General features: G+C 58.4%; 21 protein-coding genes. 12 read left to right on the top strand and 9 right to left on the bottom strand.

Translation table 11 applies throughout. The features are described from left to right. Nucleotides 1-9: 9 nt before the first annotated feature. The 3 genes from K227x_RS29225 to hisE all read right to left on the bottom strand — a co-directional run bounded on the left by K227x_RS29225 (nt 10) and on the right by hisE (nt 1,769). On the bottom strand, nt 10-369 hold the full coding sequence (locus K227x_RS29225; RefSeq protein ID WP_145176495.1) for a rhodanese-like domain-containing protein: 360 nt from the start codon (nt 367-369) through the stop codon (nt 10-12). A 92-nt stretch (nt 370-461) separates the two neighbouring features. After that, a complete protein-coding gene (gene hisG / locus K227x_RS29230) occupies nt 462-1,322 on the bottom strand; it encodes an ATP phosphoribosyltransferase (protein WP_145176498.1) in 861 nt (286 codons plus the stop codon). A gap of 93 nt (nt 1,323-1,415) precedes the next feature. Continuing rightward, a complete protein-coding gene (hisE, locus tag K227x_RS29235; RefSeq protein ID WP_145176501.1) occupies nt 1,416-1,769 on the bottom strand; it encodes a phosphoribosyl-ATP diphosphatase in 354 nt (117 codons plus the stop codon). 340 nt (nt 1,770-2,109) lie between these two features. Between hisE and hisH the strand changes: the two genes are divergently transcribed. The 4 genes from hisH (at nt 2,110) to K227x_RS29255 (ending at nt 5,182) form a co-directional block, all read left to right on the top strand. Beyond that, on the top strand, nt 2,110-2,793 hold the full coding sequence (gene hisH / locus K227x_RS29240) for an imidazole glycerol phosphate synthase subunit HisH (RefSeq protein WP_145176504.1): 684 nt from the start codon (nt 2,110-2,112) through the stop codon (nt 2,791-2,793). Next, nucleotides 2,790-3,335 (top strand): hypothetical protein, encoded by a 546-nt coding sequence (locus tag K227x_RS29245; protein WP_145176507.1) that lies wholly within the window; start codon nt 2,790-2,792, stop codon nt 3,333-3,335. The genes hisH and K227x_RS29245 overlap by 4 nt, the downstream gene beginning before the upstream one ends. A gap of 291 nt (nt 3,336-3,626) precedes the next feature. After that, on the top strand, nt 3,627-4,271 hold the full coding sequence (locus K227x_RS29250; protein WP_145176510.1) for a CAP domain-containing protein: 645 nt from the start codon (nt 3,627-3,629) through the stop codon (nt 4,269-4,271). A 44-nt stretch (nt 4,272-4,315) separates the two neighbouring features. Next, complete coding sequence (locus tag K227x_RS29255; RefSeq protein ID WP_145176513.1) at nt 4,316-5,182, top strand: hypothetical protein; 867 nt, start codon at nt 4,316-4,318, stop codon at nt 5,180-5,182. An 87-nt stretch (nt 5,183-5,269) separates the two neighbouring features. Here the strand turns inward: K227x_RS29255 and K227x_RS29260 are convergent, their stop codons facing one another. The 3 genes from K227x_RS29260 to K227x_RS29270 form a co-directional block, all read right to left on the bottom strand. Continuing rightward, entirely contained in the window at nt 5,270-6,454 is a 1,185-nt protein-coding gene (locus K227x_RS29260; RefSeq protein ID WP_145176516.1) for an NAD(P)-dependent malic enzyme, read from the bottom strand. 91 nt (nt 6,455-6,545) lie between these two features. Further along, on the bottom strand, nt 6,546-7,139 hold the full coding sequence (locus K227x_RS29265; protein ID WP_145176520.1) for a DUF6580 family putative transport protein: 594 nt from the start codon (nt 7,137-7,139) through the stop codon (nt 6,546-6,548). 184 nt (nt 7,140-7,323) lie between these two features. Beyond that, the gene (locus K227x_RS29270; RefSeq protein WP_145176523.1) at nt 7,324-8,112 is read right to left on the bottom strand and encodes a hypothetical protein; all 789 of its coding nucleotides are present in this window, start codon (nt 8,110-8,112) and stop codon (nt 7,324-7,326) included. Nucleotides 8,113-8,425: 313 nt separating this feature from the next. Here K227x_RS29270 and K227x_RS29275 point away from each other — a divergent pair, with 313 nt between their 5' ends. From K227x_RS29275 to K227x_RS29300, 6 genes are all read left to right on the top strand, one after another. Then, the gene (locus tag K227x_RS29275; protein WP_145176526.1) at nt 8,426-9,391 is read left to right on the top strand and encodes a CvpA family protein; all 966 of its coding nucleotides are present in this window, start codon (nt 8,426-8,428) and stop codon (nt 9,389-9,391) included. A 319-nt stretch (nt 9,392-9,710) separates the two neighbouring features. Then, the gene (locus K227x_RS29280) at nt 9,711-10,985 is read left to right on the top strand and encodes a radical SAM protein (RefSeq protein WP_218933634.1); all 1,275 of its coding nucleotides are present in this window, start codon (nt 9,711-9,713) and stop codon (nt 10,983-10,985) included. Between the two features lie 288 nt (nt 10,986-11,273). Next, complete coding sequence (locus K227x_RS29285) at nt 11,274-12,308, top strand: mechanosensitive ion channel family protein (RefSeq protein ID WP_246146375.1); 1,035 nt, start codon at nt 11,274-11,276, stop codon at nt 12,306-12,308. Nucleotides 12,309-12,580: 272 nt separating this feature from the next. After that, nucleotides 12,581-13,261 (top strand): hypothetical protein, encoded by a 681-nt coding sequence (locus K227x_RS29290; RefSeq protein WP_218933635.1) that lies wholly within the window; start codon nt 12,581-12,583, stop codon nt 13,259-13,261. A 382-nt stretch (nt 13,262-13,643) separates the two neighbouring features. Further along, the gene (locus tag K227x_RS29295) at nt 13,644-13,922 is read left to right on the top strand and encodes a hypothetical protein (protein ID WP_145176532.1); all 279 of its coding nucleotides are present in this window, start codon (nt 13,644-13,646) and stop codon (nt 13,920-13,922) included. 32 nt (nt 13,923-13,954) lie between these two features. Beyond that, entirely contained in the window at nt 13,955-15,667 is a 1,713-nt protein-coding gene (locus tag K227x_RS29300; RefSeq protein WP_218933636.1) for a DUF4332 domain-containing protein, read from the top strand. Here K227x_RS29300 and K227x_RS31010 read toward each other — a convergent pair. After that, entirely contained in the window at nt 15,664-15,819 is a 156-nt protein-coding gene (locus K227x_RS31010) for a hypothetical protein (protein ID WP_218933637.1), read from the bottom strand. The genes K227x_RS29300 and K227x_RS31010 overlap by 4 nt on opposite strands. Nucleotides 15,820-15,899: 80 nt before the next feature. On the opposite strand from K227x_RS31010, the gene K227x_RS29305 reads away from it, so the two are divergent. Together K227x_RS29305 and K227x_RS29310 are read left to right on the top strand one after the other, a co-directional pair. Further along, on the top strand, nt 15,900-17,144 hold the full coding sequence (locus K227x_RS29305; RefSeq protein ID WP_145178620.1) for a Glu/Leu/Phe/Val family dehydrogenase: 1,245 nt from the start codon (nt 15,900-15,902) through the stop codon (nt 17,142-17,144). Nucleotides 17,145-17,157: 13 nt separating this feature from the next. Continuing rightward, complete coding sequence (locus tag K227x_RS29310; protein ID WP_145176538.1) at nt 17,158-17,856, top strand: metal-dependent transcriptional regulator; 699 nt, start codon at nt 17,158-17,160, stop codon at nt 17,854-17,856. A gap of 63 nt (nt 17,857-17,919) precedes the next feature. On the opposite strand, the gene K227x_RS29315 is transcribed toward K227x_RS29310, so the two are convergent. Together K227x_RS29315 and K227x_RS29320 are read right to left on the bottom strand one after the other, a co-directional pair. Further along, nucleotides 17,920-18,300, bottom strand: a complete 381-nt coding sequence (locus tag K227x_RS29315; RefSeq protein WP_246146376.1) for a hypothetical protein — start codon at nt 18,298-18,300, stop codon at nt 17,920-17,922. Between the two features lie 225 nt (nt 18,301-18,525). After that, the gene (locus K227x_RS29320; protein ID WP_218933638.1) at nt 18,526-22,296 is read right to left on the bottom strand and encodes a DUF4347 domain-containing protein; all 3,771 of its coding nucleotides are present in this window, start codon (nt 22,294-22,296) and stop codon (nt 18,526-18,528) included. Nucleotides 22,297-22,524: the final 228 nt, after the last annotated feature.

Below are 22,524 nucleotides of genomic sequence, written 5' to 3' on the forward strand. Positions count from 1 at the left end.
TAGTAGCTCTTAGTAGCGGGGGACGGACTGATCGACCAATTGGCTCCAGGCATCGATGCCACCAGCCATGTTCTGGACACGTGTGAAACCGGCAGACTGCAAGGCGCGAGTGACATGCATGCTGCGTCCACCATGGTGACAGTGCACCACAATGTGATCGTCGCGGTGCGGATCCAAATCGGCCATCCGATCCGCCAACTGGCTCATCGGGACCAGCCGACTTCCCGGCAGTTTGGCAAAGTCGTATTCGTCTTGTTCGCGCACGTCCAGCAAGACGAAGTCGTCGCCCCGCTGTTGCATCGCAGCCACCGTGGTGACGTCGACTTCGATCGGCAGGTCGGACGCATCGGGCGTGGGTGAATCGGACATGGATGTACCTTGTTGTTTCGATTCGCCGCGTTTGGATGGGCGGCGATTTTGTGGGCGGCGATAGGGATGACAATGCTGTGATCGACCGCGGACTACAGTCGGCAATTCAGGATCGGCGTTTCGATGATCGCCGAAGCACCAGCGGCTTCCAATCGTTCCATCGTGTCGATGATATCTTTGCGGCGGACCATGGCGCGAACGCTGCACCAATTTTTGTCTTCCAACGAATTCACGGTCGGTGAATCGTAACCCGGCGTGATCTGTTCCACCTCGGCCAACTTCGATCGCGGCACGTTGTATTCCAGCGACGAATAGTCACGTGCGATCACAACGCCTTCGAGCCGTCGGACGATCCGGTCGGCGGTGTCGGGATCATGACCACGGTTGTTCTGAATCAGAACGGTTTCGTAGGAACCAATGTCTTCAAGCACACGCAAGCGGTTGGCGGCCAGGGTGCTGCCGGTTTCGACCAGATCCACGATCGCGTCGGCAACGCCAAGCTGGATCATGACTTCGACGGAACCGGACAGCGATACCAGATGTGCACTGGCGCCATGAGCGGCCAAGTAGGTGTTGGTGATGGTCGGAAAACTGGACGCGATCCGTTTCTGGTCCAAATCGGCGGCCGATTGATAGGCTGCGTTGTCGGGCACACAGATCGCTAGCCTGCAACGGCCAACGCCAAGCTTCATTCGCGTTTTGACATCCACCGCCGACTCTTCGACCAGGTCGCTGCCGGTGATCCCCATGTCGATGGCGCCCTCGTTACACAGCGTGGGGATGTCATCGGTGCGAAGAAAGATGATATCGATGGGCAACCCGCTGACCCGCGCAAACAGGCCTCGCGATTGTCGCCGGAAATTCAAACCGGCTTGGCCGAGCAGTTCGCCAGCGATGTCGCTGAGTCGGCCCTTGCTGGGGATGCCAATGCGGAGGTTACGGTCAGATCCCATTTGTAATCTTTCGATCCCTGCGAGGGGATGTTGGTTTTCGTGTGTAGGAAGCTTGGATATTTGGTGTTCAGAACGCCGGGTTGGACGACCGGATCAGGCCTGGTCGGACTTGGGTTGCCGGCTAGCCTTTTCGACCAGTCCCGATGTGCCTTCGCGACGAGCCAGTTCGGCGGCGACTTCGGCGATGTCAACGTCTCGCCAAGCCATCAAGACCATCGCGTGATAGATCAGGTCGCCGGCTTCGTAGACAAAATGTTCGCGGCCGGCATCCCCCGATTCCCCCGCCGCTTCGATCATCTCGTCGGCCTCTTCGCGAATCTTGCCACCGATCTTCTCGGGGCCTCCATCGAGCAACTTGGTCGTGTACGAACCGGCGGGTCGCTGCTGGGCTCGCGTACGAAGCGTTTCCATCAAGCGGACGAGGGGGTCAAGCGAGTGAGCGGGCATCACGTTTCCAGGGCGGACGGACCGGAAAAAAGCAGCCCCGATGTTAAACCGGCGCCTCTGAATTGCCAACGCGACGCCATACGAAAGCATCCTTTCGCCAACAAACGCTGTTCGAATCGCCCGGCCAGGCCCCAAAATTGGCGGGCAACCCTTCCGAGCGGGCCACCTGCCCAAGGCCAGCAGGGATCCAGCGATCGGGATCCAGCGATCGGGGGATCAACGAACTCGGGGGATCAACGAACTCGGGGGCACAACGAACTCGGGGCCCGGGTCCAGTGTCGGCTACTTTGTAGTAACTTGTCCGGTCTCGATTCCCCTTTTTCCTTCGCTGCAAAACATCATGATCACGATCGTCGACTATCAGATGGGCAATCTACGGAGCGTCCAGAAGGCCATTGAACGAGTGGGGGGCGAGGCAAAAATCAGCTCGGATCCAGTCGAAATCTCTGCTGCCGACAAACTGGTCCTGCCCGGCGTGGGTGCCTTTGGCGATGCGATGGCCGAGATCCGACGACGCGACCTGGCCCAGCCGATCATTGATTTTGTGGCCACCGGACGACCGTTCCTGGGAATTTGTTTGGGGCTGCAACTGCTGTTCGAAACCGGCCTAGAACACGGCGAACACGAAGGTTTGGGCATTCTGAAGGGCGATGTTGTACGATTTGAACCGCCCGTTCTGAATTCCGATTCCGGCCAACCGGCAGCCGATTCCGGCCAACCGGCGGGGCCCATCTTGAAGGTTCCCCACATGGGGTGGAATACCGTCACCAAACGATCCTCTGGCCCGATCCTGGACGACATCCAAGATGGCAGCCACTTCTATTTCGTCCACTCGTACTATGTCCGCCCCACCGACCCCGACGTGGTCGCACTGACCTGTGACTACGGCCACGAATTTTGTGCCATGGTCCGGAAAGGGAACCTGCTGGCCACCCAGTTCCACCCCGAAAAGAGCCAAGCGGACGGACTGAAACTGCTGGCCGGGTTCAACGGGTTGTCCACCGATGCCGAGGTATCCGCATGACCGCGACTCCCGCCAACCAACCTGCACGCATTCGCCTAGACGTCCCCGGCGGCCGAATTCGAGTCGAATTTCGCTGGGAAGGCGACCGTTTTGTGCACCGAATCTGGGTCGACGATATCGAATCGTGCCACAGCATCGATGGCGACGCGGACACCGACTGGCCGCCATCACCACCGATTCAACAACTGTCGCTCGAAGACATCAACGGCGCACCGGTGATCCTTGGCGTCGGTGCGGCCGGGCGAGGGCACTGGAGCATCAGTGTCGAATCGGAAGCCGATGGAAACGCTCTGAAATTCGACCTAGCGTGCCGATATCGCGACGAAGCGAACTCGCTGGGCAGCGCCTACCAGACGGACGACCGAGCCCAGGTGACCGCGCTGACCGGATCCCTGAACACGATGGGGCCCGATGAAGGCACCACGGACAACGGCGCCGACGACAAGAAACGTCCAACCGTTCGCGTGGTTCCCGAGGACACGGTCGCCAATGGGTCCGGTGCGGGCACCCAGCGGTGGGTGTATCGGATCGAAGCGAATTAGCCCACTGGCCCCAGGGCCCCCAGCCTTCCATTTCGGAGTTTTTTTTTCTTCGTCCGCTGCGATCAAGGCCTCGGCGATGCTAAGTCGTGTAGCGGCCGGGATGATGGAACGTGCCAAAGCGACATCGCCAGAAAAACTATCGCAATTCGCCTACCAAACCCCCTTTACCTAAGCTGAATCCGCCCGATCCTTGCCGCACTGTCATCAGCAGCCAGCAGGACGGGCGTCTAACGACGCTGACATCTGATGGACTGGTGAGAAACACTTTTCTTGGAATGTCGGAGATTCTTGATGCGTAAGTTTGATTTGGCGGTTGCAGGCTTGGTTTTGTCAGTCACATCGGTGCTAGCAACCGCAGTGCCGGCAACCGCTCAAACCGGGACTGTCGTCCGTCCCGCAGCGACTCGACCGGTCCTGGCAACCGGATCGCCCGCCGGCGGAGGGTCGCACGGGGTGGTCGTTTCCAACGTCACCAGCAGCACCGGATCGGTGTGTGCCAAGTGCGGCAAGATCCATCATCCGCCGGCATCGGCCACGGCCGGATCGGCGGTTCAACGCGTCTCGTACCCATCGGCAGCGGTGCCGATGGCGGCATCGTCGTCGATCTCATCGTCTGTCTCGTCGGCCGGCGGGGTCAGCAATGTGCTCGGTGCGCTCAACGCACAACGATCTCGACAAGGCATCGGTGCCCTGCGATACGATGCATCCTTGCAAGCGGTGGCCCAGCGCCGCGCCCAACAGATGGCGTCGATGGGTCTGAAGAGTCATCCGCCGGGATCATTTGCCCCGGGAACCTACGAAGGCGTGGGTTGGTCCAGTTCGTATTCTCCGTCGGGAGTGTCGGCTTGTTTCACCAACGACAGCAGAATGCAGTACGCCGGTGCGGCGATGGCCACCGGTCGCGATGGCGTCTACTTTGCGGTCGTCTATCGCTAGGCGATCTGCACCGATGCCCCAGGGCCGCAGCGGGATGGATCCTGTTGGCGGCCGCCTGGGCGGTGCCGGCGATCGGACAGGGACCCACCAATCGGCAGACTGCGGATTCGGGATCCATGACGCTGGAATCGCCAATTTCAGGTCCGCGCTACGCGCCTGCGTCGATGCCGATCGAGCCGATGCCATTCGACCAGCAGACTGCCAAGGCATCCGTCCAATGGTTGGTCGATCGAACGCTGCGTCAGATGCCACGAAGCTTTGACGGCGACAAGGACTGGGGCAACACCAAAAAGGTGTGGGCCGGCGTGAAGGTTCGGATGGATGGTCTGAAACTAAAAACCAATCGTCGTTGGCGTGAAGTCGAACACGGTCGATGGATCCAATACGAAGTCACGCTGCCCGATATCGATGCAGCTAGGAACCTAGACATCACAATCGATGCAACAAAACCCATCCAGGATCTGCAATCCGGAGAACAGCGCTGGTCGATCGATTCGACCATCATCGCGCCGATGAAATTCAGCGCCCGAATCCAGCGTTGGAATCGGGGTGTCAAACTGTTCAGCGTGACCGTGACCGGGACCATGAAACTTCGGCTGCGATCGACAGCCACGATCGGAATCTATCCCGACTACCTGAAGATACCGCCCGACCTGGTGATCGATCCGCGAATGGAACAGGCCGACCTGAAACTGCAGAAGTTCGAAGTCGATCGCGTCAGCCACATCGGTGGCGACGCCGCCGAAGCTTGGGGCGAAATCGTGCAAGAAGTGTTGGTCCAACGCTTTGTCGAAAAGCAAGACGAACGACTGGTCAGCAAGCTGAACAAGGCAATCGAAAAACAGCGAGACGACTTGAAGATATCGATGGCCGATTGGTTGGTGCAGTTGGCACAAGGAAGCACTGAATAGGGAAACCCAGAACAGGGAAGGCCAGAACAGGGAAACCCAGAACAGCCCTAGTATCGACGTCGCAACGGTCGGTTGTGCATCACGGCACTAATCCTCGGTCGCCAATCCGGCGGCGGCGGCGACTGCGGCGGCGATCCTTGGGGAAACCGTTCGATCCAAGGGGTCGGGCAGGATGCGGTCGGCGCTTGGGTTTTCGACACAGGCTGCGAGCGTTCTGGCGGCGGTCACTTTCATTTCTTCGCTGATCGTGTGAGCGCCGGCGTCCAAGGCGCCGCGAAAGACACCGGGGAACACCAACACATTGTTGACCTGGTTGGGAAAGTCACTGCGGCCGGTTCCCACGACCGCCGCACCGCCGGCGTGCGCTTCATCGGGCATGATCTCGGGTGTCGGGTTCGCCATCGCCAACACCACCGAATCGGGATTCATCGTCCGCACATCGGCGGCCGTCAACAGGTTGCCCTTGCTGACACCGATGAACACATCCGCCCCGGCCAACGCTTCCTTCAAACCACCGACAAGCGACTGACGGTTGGTGTAGGCCAACAGTTCGCGTTTGTATCTGCTTAGATCGTCTCGCCCCGCATGAATGGTTCCTTTTGAATCGCAGACGATGACATCTTTCACGGGGACACAAACGTTGGGGTCGTGGCCGACGCAGCGCAACAGTTTTGCGATCGCTGTCCCGGCCGCACCGGCACCATTGATCACCACTCGCAGATCGGTCAACGAGCGACCTAGGACTTGGGTGGCGTTGATCAACCCGGCCAGCAACACGATCGCGGTGCCGTGTTGGTCATCGTGAAAAACGGGGATGTCCAGACACTGAAGCCGTTCTTCGATCTCGAAACAGCGGGGCGCCGAGATGTCTTCTAGATTGATCCCACCGAATACCGGTGCGATGCGTTTGACGGTTTCGACAATCTCGTCACTATCCTGTGTGTCCAAGCAAATGGGCCACGCATCGATCCCGGCAAATTCCTTGAACAGGATCGCTTTGCCTTCCATCACCGGGATCGCACCGTAGGGACCGATGTTGCCCAAACCAAGAACGGCTGAACCGTCGCTGACAACGGCAACCGTGTTGCGTTTGATCGTCAATTCGCGAGCCATGGCTGGATCAGCGGCGATCACTTCGCAGGGGCGTGCGACGCCTGGGGTGTAGGCGACCGACAGGTCATCGCGGTTGTGGATGGGCATCCGAGACTGAATGCCCATTTTGCCTCGCAGCTGCTGGTGAATGATCAGGCTGCGTTCAAAGAAGTCGGACATCGCGAAAACCCACGGCAAGAAGGACACGGAAGTGTCCTGCCAAGCTTAGGCTGGCGTCCGATGGGCCGCAAATCCACGCGGCCATGCGGCGTTAGCTGATTGGTGTGGATCGCTGTGTGGCCAAGGCCAATCGACGCGCGACCACGGGTTGGTGCGAGTACGACCAGGCACCGAACAGGATGGCGGTGAACGCCAAGTCGCCGGCGATGGTGTAGCCAAAGAAAGGAATCGCAGCGACATAACAGGCGGCCAAACCAGCCATGGTCATCGAATACCAACCGGCCATCCAAACGCCAAAGTTGCTGACCAAGAAGAACAAGGTCGATGCCACCAACGAACCGCTGAAGATTCGCAAACCCTTCTTGGTCTGACCCACTGGGCCGGACGCCGCACTACCGGCCAAGCGGCTGGCGGTGCCCAGATATCGGCCCACGGGAACGGCCAAGGTGGCACCCAGATAGACCGCTGCCATCGTATAAGGCGAATGGAATCCCATGCCGGGAATTCCCATCGCTTGACCGATCACGTCGCTGATCAACAGCACAGTCACTGGCACCAAGTAAGCTCGTCGGCCAGCCAAATAGCAGCCTGCGAACAAACCCAACGCGCCCACACAGGCCACATTGGGCGGGTGCGGCAAGAATCGGCTGGCGGCGACAATCAGGGTAAGAGCGTAAAACATCATGGCAACGACGGCTGTTTGTGAGACGGAAAAAAGGGTTTTCCGAAGGATCTATATCTGGTCAGTCACTCTATCCGAGCAATCAAGACGGCGAAAGTCCTACATGCCGACCCCAATTGCCCAACATGCCTGCCCAAACAAGACCCGAATCTTCCCGGCCCTCGAAAACGGTCTGAACGCCGATCCGTTACGGAATCACGACGAATCCGGTCGCTACGGCTGCCGATTCGGCGATGATGGCACGTCGGTCCCATGGTGGACGCTGGAAGGTCATCGGTGCGCACGATCCGCTGCGGTAGTAGCCCAGCGTGTATTCGCACTCACACGGTGGCTGGATGGCCATCAGGTAGGGCAACATGGGCACGGTGGCAGCAAAACGGGCTCCGCTGACCAATGGCTGAGCGATTCCGAAGCGTTGGTGACCGTGCCGTTCTAGCATCCGATCTTCGAAGTATTTCGGGTACGCGAACGTGTTGGCTGCGGACCAGTTTGCCACCGACCAATTCCAAGGCTGTTCGCGATCGGCGCCGGATTCCGGCAGACTTTGCAGCGGTCGTTCCTGGTCGCCGCGAAAACCGCTCGGGATTTTGCCGTTGCCGACATCTTCGGTGGCTGTCGAACGGGCTTCTAGCGGCGGCAGAGTGAACCGGCCATCGACCACTTTCGGTTGTGCGTTGACGGCGCCGCTTCCAAAAATCATGGGCGAACGAGTGTCGCTGGCGTCACCACTGGCATCCGGGCCGCCGGCCGCCAATTGGCTGGCGATGGTGGCTGAGGAATCTTGATCGTCGGCCACGGCGGTTGTCGAGATCGCGACAACGGCTAACAACGACGCAGCCCACCGAACGGATGCCGGCGATCGCTTTGCGGCAGTTTCATGATCCGATTGTTGGCCGGCCACCGTTCGGACCGTCTGGATTCTGGGGTCCAGATCGTTCGACTTCCGATCGCTCGTCATCAGGGTTCTGATCTTCATGGGGTGATTCATCCATCCTTGGGTGCACCTTGGTGTTTCGGGACTTCCCGAAACCTTTCGCACATACGGCGATTGATGCCGCAGGTCCAAGGATTCCTTCGACCGTTTCGACTGCGATAATGCAGCCAGGTAGAACGACAACGAACAATCCACATCGGCGCAAGAACCCGCATAACCCGACTTGCCGAAACACTCCCTATCAACCCCCAGAATTGACGAGCAATCCGGCGTCATCGTGGCGTGTTTCCCACCCAGGTGGCGTACTTTTTATCAGGCCAATCCATCCGAACCTTCCGCAGCCCGATCCATCCCTATGCTTTCCCAGCAACCCTTTGACGAATCGTTGTTGCCTTCGCCCGGTATGTCGATGCGATGGCGATTGATTTGGACCGCGTTGTTCTTTGGTCCCGCGACCTACTTTGCGATCCAATCCGACTATATCGCGGCGGCCATTTTCTCGGTGACCGGGTTTTCGGCCTTTGCCGGATATCGAACCGGGGTGTTTTCGATCTTTGCATCGACGATGGCGATCATCGCAGCGATTGCGTTCGCCCCCGATCTGGGGATGAATCACGCCCATCGATTCAGTCAGTGGTTTGGCACCACGGGGTTGGCCAATCGCTTTCTAAGCATCGGCGTCATCGGGGTGGTGATCGCGTTTGCTGTGATCGCGGTTTTGTGGTTCATTCTGGGCCGGTCGCTGGCTCGGCGGCCGGCGCTTGACCGTGCCAACCGATCGCTGGGATTCACCTTGGGGATCGTCCAAGGCGTTGCCGGAATGCTGTTCTTTGTCGGCGGCATGCTGGCCATGGAACCGATCCAACGCGAACGTTTGGCACTGCAAGATGCCAGCGTCGAAAGCGAAAACGTTGCTTCCAACCTGATCCTAAAAACGGCCGAAGCCACGCGTGCTAGCCAACTGGGCCCCTACCTGATTCGGTACAACCCGCTGACGCTGATGCCCGAACTGAACAAGGTCCAACAGTTCAATCAAACCGCCGAAGTGCTTAGCAATCCGGCCAAGATGGGACAGCTGCTCAACGAGCCCGAAATCCAGGCGCTGAGGCGCCGACCGTCGGTGGAAAAATTGGTCAAAGAACTCAGTGCCGATCCGGAGGTCAGCGAAATGTTGAATTCCGGTAGTCCGATGACCGCATCGACGGCAATGACTTTGCTGAGCCATCCGGCAGTGATGGAATTGATCGACCAGCCGGGATTCTTGGAAGAGGCCACCAAGGCGATCCAAAAAGTCGTCCCGACCACCGGATTGGCCCGGTAGTCGGCGCAGGAACCAGGGTGGGAATCGGCTGCGGCTGATCCGCCGGTGCGAGTGATTCGGTCGCTGCGGCCAGGGCGTGATGGCCCGCTCCGCTGCTGGGTTCGTGGATCCGTCAACGGTTGGGGCTTTCCAAGACGGCGTTCTGGGTCGATTTGCTGAACCGTTTCCTTCTTGGGGGACATGCGGTTAGGCTTGAAGCATCTGGTCGCCGCGTTCTGTGAACGTCTTGGGTTCCCGAACGTCTCGGTTGATTCAATGTCCGGGACGCACCCCCCCCTGATCGAAGCTCCCCCCCCCTCCTCCGAAACCAGTCATACCGATGTATCTTCGCCTGGCACGACGATTTCTGTTCGAGACCGACAAACGGCTTTTGTGGAAGGCCGCCTGGACCCTCGGTTTGGGCGGATTGATCAGTGTTCACAAACACAAACGTCGGCTAAAGCGGGGCGAGTTCTTTCCACCGTTTCTGTACCTGTCGGTGATCAATAGTTGCAACCTGCGCTGTCAGGGCTGCTGGGTGGACGTGGCTGCCAAACAACACAAGATCGAAGTCGAAGCAGCCAACAAGACGATCGCCGAAGCCAAGGCGATGGGCAATCGATTCTTTGGCATCCTGGGCGGCGAACCGTTCATGCACAAAGACCTGATGAAGATCTTTGCCGCCAACCCGGACGTGTACTTCCAAGTCTTTACCAATGGTCACTTCATCACCGACGAAGTCGCAGCCGAACTGCGGCGGCTGGGGAACGTGACGCCGCTGATCAGTGTCGAAGGTTCTGAAATCATCAGCGATACCCGTCGCGGCCGCGAAGGTGTCCTGAACCAAACGATGCAGGGGTTGGAAACAGCGCTGCGGCACAAGTTGCTAGTCGGCGTCTGCACCAGCGTCTGCAAATCCAACATCGACGACCTGGTTCGAAACCAGTGGGTCGATCGGCTGATCGAAATGGGTGTGATGTATTGTTGGTATCACATCTACCGTCCCGTCGGCCCGGAACCCAACCAAGCGTTGGCGTTGTCCAGCGAAGAACAGCGTCGGGTTCGCCAGTTTGTGGTCGACACGCGAGCCACCAAGCCGATCATCGTCATCGATGCCTATCACGACGACGCCGGGAACGCGTTGTGCCCAGCCGTCACCGGGTTCACGCACCACGTCGGCCCCTGGGGCGATATCGAACCCTGCCCAGTGATCCAATTGGCGACCGAATCGATCCATGACGACCGACCGCTTGCCGAAACGATGAACCAGTCCGAGTTCCTACGGGATTTCCGTGAACTGACCGCCAAACACACTCGCGGATGTGTGATCATGGAACGCCCTGATCTGTTGATCCAGTTGGCGGAAAAGCACGGCGCCCGTGACACGACGGCTCGTAAAGCGGTGATCCAAGAACTCGAAAACATCACTCCGCGGCGAAGCCAGTATCAACCCGGCGACGAAATCCCGGAACGCAGCTTCGTCTACCGCTGGGCCAAGAAGTACGCCTTCAATGATTTCGGCACCTACGGCAAACACTTTGATGTGTCGCAGTACGACGACCCAGACCAATCCCCCGAACCGGCGAAGAACAGCCTGCCGGTGGTAACACGTTAAGGAAAGCGGCCCAGTAGGCCAGTAGGCCGGATCAAGGAGCGAAGCGACGCCGATCCGGCAACCAAGCATTCCAAATCGGAGCGTCACACCGACGGTCCAACGTGAATCACAAACCCGAGCTTCGGAGCGCTGCCGGATTCAAACTCCGTGCCAATTGCACAGCCCACAGGTGAACTCCGCAGCATTTCGGGTTTACTTGTTGGGTGCTGTTTTTCTATACACCTGATTCAGGAACCGATCGCAGCATGAGGCTGCTTTAGAATTGCCCCGCCGAAAAGGAATTTGAAAGTGGCTGATACCGCCGAAGCGCTCACCGAATCAGGGATCACAGAATCTGGGATCACGGATCCAAGCATTCAAGAGCAGAGCATTGCGGATGCGACCGATAACATGATCACCAAACTGACGACCGAGGGTGATTACACGGTGTTGACGGATTACGCAGCGAACCATCTGGCACCGTCGCTCTTTTGGGCCGCGGTCGGACTAACGATCATTTTCGTCGGTTATCTTTGCGCGAAGTACATTTCGCGATTGATCAGCCGACCGGTTTGCAAGCGAGTCGACGAAACGTTGGGCCGGTTCATCGGCAAGATGGTTTTCTACTGCATCATGTTCGGGATCACCGGTGCGGTGTTGTCGAAATTGGGTGCACCGTTGGGCGGATTGGCCGCGATGCTGGCTGCGGCCGGCTTCGCGATCGGGCTGGCGTTCCAAGGCACGCTTAGCAATTTTGCTTCGGGCGTTCTGATGCTGGTTTTCCGCCCCTTCAAGGTGGGTGACGTCGTCAACGCGGGCGGAGTGATGGGCAAGGTCAATGAAATCGATCTGTTCACGACCACGTTGGATACACCTGACAATCGCCGCATCATTGTCCCCAACAGTTCGATTTCCAGCGGCACGATCGAAAACATTACCTTCCACGCGCATCGCCGCGTCGAGGTTTTGGTGGGCGTCGATTACGCCGCCGACTTGGACCAAACGCGTGCGGCGCTAGAAAATGCGATCGCCCAATTTTCGATGGCCACCATCCAAGGGGAAGGCCGTGGCGGACAAGTCGTCTTGGCCAGCCTGGGTGACAGTGCGGTGAACTGGAAAGTTCGTCTGTGGGTTGCTGCGGCCAATTTCTGGCCTGTCACCGAGTCGTTGACCGGCGAAGTGAAGCGTCAACTCGACGCAGCCAAAATTTCGATTCCGTTCCCCCAGTTGGACGTTCACATCAATCGGGACGACGAGGAATCGGTCAGTCGCACACGCGTTCGCCCGGCTCGCCGAGAAATCAGCGGAACCGATTCCCAATCGCCGCTTTCTCGCGCGTCGTAAGTCGTCGCTGGCGAACGACCTAGGACTGAGCGGAAAACAAGTGTTCGCCCGCTTTTGTGCGAAGCCGCCGCAGGGCCGGTTCCCGGCAACCGAGGTCGGACTCTGTTTTCTTGCACGATCTTTACGTTGATCCATCGTGAATTTCCGACTAGCCGTGTACTCGCGCTAGTCTGCCCGATTATGATGTCGGCGGCTAAAGTGCCGCTGACATTTTTTTATTCCCAATGGCCGAGATGATCGGTAGGATTGGGATTCGGGGGGAAGGGATTTTCATGTGGCACACCAGCCGAGGCGACCGGGTATTGCGTGGCGACGAAGGGGCGCTTGTTGGCACTTCGATCGACACCATGATCGATGCACTTTTGGTCCATGTTGACGTCGACGACGCCGATGAATTGGTTCCCGATTGCGATTCTGGAATTGCCGTCTTCGACCAGTTGACCGTGTGTCAACGAATCGGGCTGTTGCACGACGTGGCCGAACATTTGCTAATGGAAACATCGGCAGCGATGCCGTTGACGGCGCTAGCCGAAGCCACGGTCGCGGCGATCTTTGTCGAAGCCCGCGACCAGACGGCGATCGAGATCGACCTGTTTGGCGACACCGAAAACATCCAGTGGGGCAGCGAGGTCACCTATTGGCGATCTCTGGTCCTGAATGCCTATCGGTCGACGCCGTTGGTGTGTTTGGATGACCTTCCGGCGGTGGATAGTTGTGATCTAAGCCGGTGGGAAGACTTGATCGACATTTTGGCTGGCGCGATCCTATGGGATCGTGACTTTGAAATGGCGGAAAGCTTTCTCGACATCGACCCCAATGTGTCGCAACAGCGTCGCAAACTGCTGGGCATCGATGACGACTACTTCACCTCCGTGGCTCCCGATCCCAGGCCCGAAGAAGCCTTCGGATTGGTCTCGCGAACGCGTGAAATCGTGCGTCCCAAACCTCGCTAAAACGCGTGACTTCGGTTTCGATCCAGGACGCCACCGGCCACCGGCGGCCGGAGGATCGCCGCATGGGCGTCGCCCAGAAAATCCAGCTGAAGCCGGTACGACGAACGGACGGGATCAGACTGTCGACTCGTCCAAGTGATGAAGCCAATCCGCTAGGCGGTAGGCGACCACAAGTGAATCGGGCAACGGAATCGAGGGGCCGACGTGCCCCCATTTAGCGGTCTTCTTTGACCGGGGACCAGAATCCCTGGGATTCACTCTTGCCACAACCCCGCGCCGATCGGCACACTCGATCGATAGGTCGGCTTCATTTTCGAGGCCGACCTTTTTAAGGACTTTTGGCGCGAGGGATGCGACCGTGGCGATCAACGGATTACACGATTTGTCAAATTTGAGCGTGGAACAACTCTACTCGGTTTACTTAGCCGTTGCCCGTGCCGATTGGCTATGGAGGCGCCGAGCGGTGTACGGTGCCACCACGCCGCCACCGGGGCACGCAGAGTTTCGCCCCTTGGCGTTTCCCGTATTCAAACTGCGAATGGATACGGTGGCCTCGGTATTGCGTGGCGACACGATCCTGCGTGAACGACTTTCCCGTCAGGCGAGTGCCTATGGGATCGACATTGCATCGGCAATGACCATTCAATCGCAAGCTGCTTAGTTCCCAGCCCGGCTGGGTGATCCTGTAACCCGGTGACGAAACCATTCGCACCGGCATACGGTGAATCCAAGGACTGTCTTCACCTGACATGGTCGTCGTTTGACATGAACCCTCTGATCTCGATTCTGCGCGCCGCTCACTGCCGCAGCACTCACCACTTCTTTGCGATCGACGCTTTGCCGATGGTGCAAACCGATGCCGGTCGCAGACTGGTGCAAGTATTGCTTCGACATCACGACCGTTACCTAACGGGCGCGAAAGATCCGGACACGCGGTTTCGAGATTTCCAGAATCATGTGGTTCACGTCACCGACGGCTACTGGGGCGGCGCACCGCGTGTAGCGCATGCTTGGTACGACCGTATGCAACGTTACCTGCGGACCAATCGCCCCGGCGATGCGGCACACGCAGCCGGCGTACTGAGCCACTACTTCACCGACCCAATGATGCCGCTGCACACCCAGCAGTGCGAGCGAGAAAAGGTGCTGCATCGGCCGATCGAATGGAGCGTGACGAAATCGTACGACGCGATTTTGAAGACTTGGCGTGACGACCAAATGCGCATCGTCTTTGATCTTTCTGATCGCGTCGGATGGTTGGGCGAAGCGATTCTGCATGGGGCTCGCTACGCCAACCGATCTTACTTTCCGTTGCTGGACACCTACGATTTAGAACGTGGACGAGTCGATCCGCCGGCGGGTCTTAACTTGGTTGCCCGTCGATCGCTAGCCGAATTGTTCGGACTGGCGATCACCGGATGGGCGCGTGTGCTAGAACGGGCCGCAGGCGATGCCGAAGCGGCTACCGGAAAACCAATCGCCAGCGCATCGCTGACCGTCGGTGCAGCGCTGGCATCGATTCGCGTTCCGATGCGATGGTGGATTCGCCGGATCGAACATCGCAGGGAACAAGAATGTGTGACGCGATTGATCCGTGAGTTCCAACGCAGCGGTACCCTTCAAGAGAATCTGCCTGCCGAAGTCGACATCGTTCACCGCGTCGTCGCGGTCCATCGACACGAAATGTCGTGGCAACAACAGCGCCGCCGAGCACAACTGGCATCCCAGTCGACGGTGGTCGAAGTCCAAACACCGGCACCGCAGGCAGAGGACCGACCAGCGACCGCAGAGGTGTCCGCAGGCGCAGCACCAGAAATCCAAGCGGTATCGCAATCGGATTCCGAGACCGGTTCCCCATCGTCCGCAGCAGACGACCGCCCCGCCACGATCCCGTTCACCCGGCCGGTCACCGCCAACCCATTTGCGACGCCTGCCCATCCGATGCCACGGTGTCGATTGTCGCGTCCATCACCGCTGGTCGACGCCCCATCGATCGGCCCCAAAACGGCACAGCGGTTCGCGTCGATTGACGTCGAAACCGTCGGACAATTTTTGGATCAATCGGCCGCCCAAATGGCGGAATCGCTGCTGACCTATTGGATCACCACCGACACCGTCACGCAGTGGCAGTGGCAGGCCAAACTGATGTGCGAGATTCCTGGTCTGTTGGCCCGTGACTGCCAACTATTGGCCGGTTCCCAGTACAATTCGGCGGCAACCGTCGCGGTCTGTGATCCCCACGCGTTGCATCAAGAAGTCTCTGCCTTCGCAGCCACGGCCAGCGGTCGACGATGTCTGCGTGGGGCCGAACCACCCCCATTGGCTGATGTCCAGCAATGGATCGACAATGCGGCGCGGGCGACGCAAGCGGCCATGGCCCCGTCAGCGATGCGGCGTGCTGCCTAGGCGAGCGAGACGTGCTGCCTAGGCGAGCAATCTGGGGTAAGCTGCACACAGACAGTGATCGTGATTGGCAACAATCCGGTCTGCCCCAACGATACCCGCAACGATGCTTGGGTCAAACCGATGACGCTGTCCATCGACGGCAATGGGGACATCGATCTTTTCGCTGTCGACCAACAGCTTCCCGCACCATATCTATTCGACCCCCATTCGTTTTCACCAGGATTGCGGACCGATGCGAGCATTCGAAGCCACTCAACATTTCTTTGACGTCGCAGCTGAGCACCTGAATATCAGCGCCGAAATGCGAGAAGCCCTGCTGACGCCAAAGCGGGAGGTCCAAGTTCGTGTGACGATCGAGCGCGATAACGGACGGCTGGCCAACTACGTCGGATTCCGTGTTCAACACGACAACCACCGCGGACCGATGAAGGGCGGACTGCGGTATCACCCCGATGTCGACTTGGACGAAACTCGCGCGCTGGCCAGTCTGATGACCTGGAAGACCGCGGTCGTCGACTTGCCCTACGGTGGCGCCAAAGGCGGTATCGGCGTCGATCCGTCGGAGCTGTCGCCGCGCGAGATCGAAAGACTGACGCGAGTGTTCGTCGACCAAATTCACGATATCGTTGGTCCCGATACGGACATCCCAGCCCCGGACATGGGCACCGACCACCGCGTGATGGCTTGGTTTCGAAACCAATGGGAAAAGTACCATGGTTTCAACCCAGCGGTGATCACGGGCAAACCGGTCGAAGAGTACGGTGCCAAGGGACGCGAAGAAGCGACCGGACGCGGGGTCGGGACGTTGACCGGCAAACTGTGCAAACGGCTCGGTTACAAGCCCGAAAAAACCAACATCGCAATCCAAGGTTTCGGAAACGTCGGGTCCCACGCAGCCAAGTTTCTAAGCGAGTCGCAGTTCCCGATCGTTGCGGTCAGCGACATTTCGGGGACCTACTATGACCCCAAGGGATTGAACGTTCCCAGCCTGTTGCATCACAAACTTGGGCATCCTCGCGGGTTGATGGAAGGCTACCATCAGTGCCAATGTTTACCGGTCAACGCGTTATTGGAACTCAATGACGTGCAAGTGTTGATCCCCGCCGCCCTGGGTGGCGTGATCACGGAAAAGAACGTGGGCAACATCAAAGCGTCCGTGATCATCGAAGCCGCCAACGGCCCGGTCCATCCGGCCGCCGATAAAGCGTTGTCCGATCGCGGCGTGACCGTCTTGCCGGATATCTTGGCAAACGCCGGCGGCGTGACGGTCAGCTATTTTGAATGGGTCCAGAACCGTCAACATTACCGCTGGACACTGGATCGTGTGCGTCAAGAACTGGACCATACGATGAACCAAGCTTTCGAAAACGTTTGGCAAACCGCTCAGGAACGAAACGTTTCGCTGCGAACGGCTGCTTACATCATTGGAATTACCCGCGTTCGACGGTCGGCTGAATTGGCCGGCTTCGCTTCCTGAGGCCCGATCGGCGATGCCCAGCCTGACCACCGAAAACTACATCAAAGCCATCTACCAATTGGATGGTGAATGGAACCTGCCGGCCAAGCAATCATCCGATGGTGATGCCTCGGTGCGGCAGGCGGTTGCCACTGGCGCGATCGCCAATCAGTTGTCCGTATCCCCGGGCAGCGTGACGGCCATGCTGAAAACGCTGCGCGACGCCGACCTGGTCGAATACGCTCCCTACGAAGGGGTGCGATTGACCGCTAGCGGCCAACGGTTGGCCCTCCGCGTGCTCCGACGCCACCGTCTGATCGAACTGTTTCTGTCCCAAACGCTGGACATGCCTTGGGACGAAGTTCACGAGGAAGCCGAACACATGGAACACGCCGTCAGCGACCGATTGGTGGATCGGATCGACGCGTTCCTGGGGTATCCCGGCAGCGATCCGCATGGCGATCCGATCCCGCGCAGCGATGGTTCGTTGGACACCGGTCGCGGGACAACCCTGACCGCCTGGCCGGCCGGCCAAACGTTCCGGCTGGTCCGCGTGCTGGATCAATCGAGCGACTTTCTGCGATTCCTGACCGCATCCGGGTTGGAACTTTCCGCGGTCGGGAAGATCATCGATCACGAACCGCATGCGGCGACGACCACGGTGATCATCGGTGATCAAACCACCGTCCTTAGCGAACATGTTGCCGACAAACTGATCGTCGTGAACCACTAGCAATCAGATCACGGCCGACGGCCGGCGAAATAACAGATCAGCCGGTGCGATCACGCGCATCGATCATTGGGTCTTTTCGCGTGGTTTGATCAGGCAATGAAACCCGACGCAGGGATCTTCGCTGACGCGTTCCGATTCGGCACTCTGCAGAATCTCTTGCACTTGCTGCAGCCGCTCGGGAGACAATGCCGCGGAAATCACTCGTTGGTTGCCGTCCGGGCCCATCGCCACGGTCGTGATCACAGCAACCGTATCATCATGCTGTAGCGCCCGGATGATGTGCTGACCAACCTGTTCCTCGGCATTGCGGATCGTGGTCACGAATTGAGCAATCTGTTCCTTGTCGACTTGGTTGGTGACCTGGTCCGTGGGCACCGGCGTGGACGCAGGCGTGGACGGCAAAGGAGTCGCAGGCGTCAGGGGTTCATCGGGATTCTGCGTCATGATCGGTCTCTGGACAGCATGGAATAGTGGTCCATCAAAGTGAGTCTGACGAACGCGTTCTCACGATTGTAGCGGCAGCGGCGAAAACGCACAGCGAAGCAGTCAACCGAAGCCCCACTGCGTCCACCATTTCAACGCGATGCCGGGCCGTCAGTCCGGCGAACCGAACGATCGGCTGGTCAGACCAACGCGTGATCCGACCAGCGGCCACCGCAAAACCGACGCCTAAACGATGCGCCACTTCCCAACGGTACCTTCGATCAGGTTGACGTAGTACAAGGAACCATCGGGCCCCTGTTGAATGTCCGTGACGTACTGGGCACCGGTGGTGAACACGTTGATGTCCACCAGTTCGCCGTTGGGCCCCACGTCGGCATGTCGGACAACGCCACGGTACAAGTCGTTGTAGAAAAGGTCGCCTTCGTATTGGATTCCCAAATCCAGATTCGTCACGATGTCGCCCAGCACGACGGCATCGGATCCGCCCTGGTGCTGCAACGCGATCTGCGCGGGTGTCGCCGTCACGTTTTGATAGAACGTGCCAGCCTGGGCCAGATCGCGGTATCCAGGTGTGCGGCTGTTGTACCCTTGGGCGCCCTCGTAGAAAGGCCATCCAAAGTTAGCACCCGCACCGCCGGTGTTGATTTCTTCGTAACTGCCCAACCCGGTCTCGCCGATGTACAGCCGGTCGGAATTCGGATCAATGGTCAGACGCCACGGGTTTCGCAATCCCAACTGATAGACCTTCGATGCATTGGCATTTGCGTCCCCCGTGTAGAACGGGTTGTCGCTTAGCCCTTGGCCGGTTGCCGGGTCAATCCGCAAGACTTTGCCCGACAGACTGTTGACGTCCTGAACACGCAGGGCCCGCACATCCGTCCGACTGAAACTGGCACCGTCACCGATCGAAACGAACAGGTTTCCATCGGCTGCAAACGCCAAACTTCCGACGGTGTGGGACCGACTGTCGCTGTTGATAAAGTCCTGAACGAACTGGCCGTTCTGGACACCACTTTGTGGTTCACCAAGGCTGTCGGTGCTGTCCACGAATGCGTTGATGTTGCTCCAGTTGCTGTTCTTGCCCAGCAGGATCACTTCGCTGCCAGAGACCACCGAAGTGAATCCGCTAGATGCGTCCAAGGTGAACCGCGATAGTCGGCCCGCTCGGTTGCCCCGTCCATCCGGTCCGGCATAAGAGTTGCCAACGTAATTGTTGACCTCTGGTGGATCGTAGGTGTACAGCAGATAGATATAGCCGTTGGATTGGAAATCAGGATCCAACGCAAAATCGACCAAGCCACGATCTTGCAAATCGTTGACCATGAACGAGATATCCAGAACCGTGCTGGCGCTGGTGCTGCCATCGCGGGCCACCTTGATCACGCCACCCTTTTCGCCGACGTACATGTTGCGTCCGTCGGGCGACCAGGCCACGGCCAACGGTTGGGTCAGTCCGGTGATCAAGTTCTGTTCAACCACCGTTCCCGATGGGTTCACCGGTGGGTCACCAATGGGTTGGTCCAGTGTCAGGTTCCAAGATCCCACACGGTGATAGTTGGGACGATTGAAGTTCCCCGCAGTGAATCCGGCGTAGGCCTGGTTGCCGACGATACCGGCGATATCGATCTGGGTCTTCAAGACTGCAAAGACAGGCTTTTCATCGGTCTCGGAAATGAACACGGCCAGAGTGTTGGTTTCGCCGTTGTATTCAACCCACGCATGATACTGCGTGTTGTTGTTCAGGTTGAATGGCGAACTGGTTTGCAACACCGCGTTGGCATACTGGCCGTTGACCACCACGGCGACCGAGTCGCCCGCGATGTCCCAGGAATTTTGGCTGGTATCAAATTCGATGGCGATGCTTTGACCGATCGTGTCGTAGCCCAGGTAACCACCATTGCGGCCCAATGCGTCCGCACCGGCACCCGAGTTCTGCAGCAGGAATGTCATTCCGTCGGCGCCGCCACTACCGCTGCCGCCACCGATCTGAAAACTGAACGATGACTGGAAGGATGTGTTTTCGTTGAATGAAATGGGATCGTTATAGAAAGCCGATCCAGCCTGTTGGACACCGGTGCTAGTCAGTTGCAACTGACCGTCGACCACGGATGCCGATCCATTCAGATTCAAGCCTGCGGCCGAACCAAAGGAATCGTATCGCGGCAATCCGGAATCATCATCCAGCACGGTGACAATCGATGTGCGCGGAGCCAACAGATCGGCTCCGATTGAATTGTCGATATGGACGGTGAAGGTTTCCGTCGCTTCGGAAACACCATCGTTTAGAATATTAACGGTGAAACTTTTGGATGTTTCGCCATCCCCAAAGAACAGGCGGCCACTGTTCCCTTGAAAATCCTGGCCATCGACCGCGGTGTTCCCCGACGTAAAGAAGTCGATCGACGCGCTGCCGTCACTGCCACCGATGCGGCGAACTTCCAACGTGATGGCGCCCTGACCTTCGACGGTCGTGATCTGGCTAGTCACCAAGGAAAAACTGCCCGCGTCACCACCATTTCCGGGGTCATTGGTGGCAAGGTATTGGAAGTATCCGTTGGTGTGCAGAGTGTCGCTTTGCCGGAACCCGGGCACGATGCCATCCGATTCCAACCAAGTTCCAGTCGAATAAGTGGTCGCGGCTTCGGTTTGGTAAGTTTGGCCATCGATGCGTAGGAAGTCGACCGTCAAGTTGCGGTCAAACCCACCTTCGACATACTCGTCGTTGGTAAACTCTACTCGCACGCGATCGGCCGTCAAAGTCCCATCGCTTTCGAACGAAAAGATTTGGCCGGCCGTCGAAATGTTGTCGTACGTCGCCACCACGCTGCCATCGATCAATACCCGTGCCGACTCGGTACCGGTTTGGCCACGCAAACTGATTTCGACGTTGGAACCGTTTCCGCCGCCAGTCGATGCGAACTGAAAATAGCCGTTGGAATGCAAGTATTCCGATTGTAGATTTCCGTCGGTGATTCCCACCCCGTCGACATAGACACCGCTTGCGAAGACAGATGAATCTTCGCTCTGGTAGGTCACGCCATCGACCACGATCCGATCCACCCGCAGGTTTCGATCGATGCCCTGCGATGGGTCGTAAAGATCGTTCACAAAGTTGATACGAATGTCTTCGATGGCCACGTTTTGGTCGTCGACCGAATAGCTGTACAACCGATCGGCTTCCGCATCGGTTCCCAACACAAACCAGGTGTCGACGATTTGGCCGTTGATCTCCAGTTCCATCAACTCGTTGCCGGTCGATCCACCGGCAAAGATTTCGATCCCAAGGTGCCCGTCAAAGGCACCCAGTTTTGACGCCGACAACAGCCCCATCGAATCGATCTGGCCAATGCGATACTCCAGATCCCAGTCGGCATGATGTTGGTCGTTGGCGGTTCCCGTTCGATCACTTGACGCTGCCACATCGACGCCGGCCATCGATGCCAGCCGATTCAGAAATCGAACTCCATCGGTTCCAGCAGCCAAGTCACAACCGTAGATCAACAGGTCCGCATCGGGCGACATCGCCTGTTGCCACTGGGTGATTTGCGATCGATACACATCCAGGTTCGCGTCCGAAATCACCTGGTCACCTAGCAGCAGGGCACCTTCGGTGGCATGGCAAAGCAGGTGAACCGAGTCCAGGTTCTGATGATTGCGAAGGACCTCAGTGATCTGTTGGATTCCACCCTGAGTCGAATCAATCATCATGATTTCGGCACCGGCAGGCACAGCGGATAGAAGCGCCGCAGCGTCATCCACCCCGCCATCAATGATCACCAAGTCGGTGGTGGTGACGGCGACGCTATGGGTAGTCGTCACCGCGGGGGCAGTGGCCTGGACCACCGCGACACCGGCGTCGCCCGCCAGCATCAACCGCGGCTCCAGTTCGCAGGTCAGCCATCGCCGCGAACGCTTGGAGTTCTGCGAACGCGTCGAGTTTTTCGATCGCTTGGAGGCGGAAGCGGAAGTTCGACGAGTGAAAAGTCGCAGAGACATGGGTCGAATCCAGACAGCTAGCTGACAGGGTGAATACATCAGAATCGACGACACAGTGTACTTTGCGATTTCAGACGGGCAAATTTGGTGGATCAAGAACACCGGCAATCCAGCACGCCCGCTCTGATTGTCCGGATCGCAACGGTTCTGCGGAAAGGCAAATCGGCCCGCCATCGCGTGCCAAGCGCCGGCGGCACCTGGGACACCAACCCAAGGTTCATCCGCGGG

The organism is Rubripirellula lacrimiformis, from assembly GCF_007741535.1.
GTDB classification, from domain to species: Bacteria; Planctomycetota; Planctomycetia; order Pirellulales; family Pirellulaceae; genus Rubripirellula; species Rubripirellula lacrimiformis.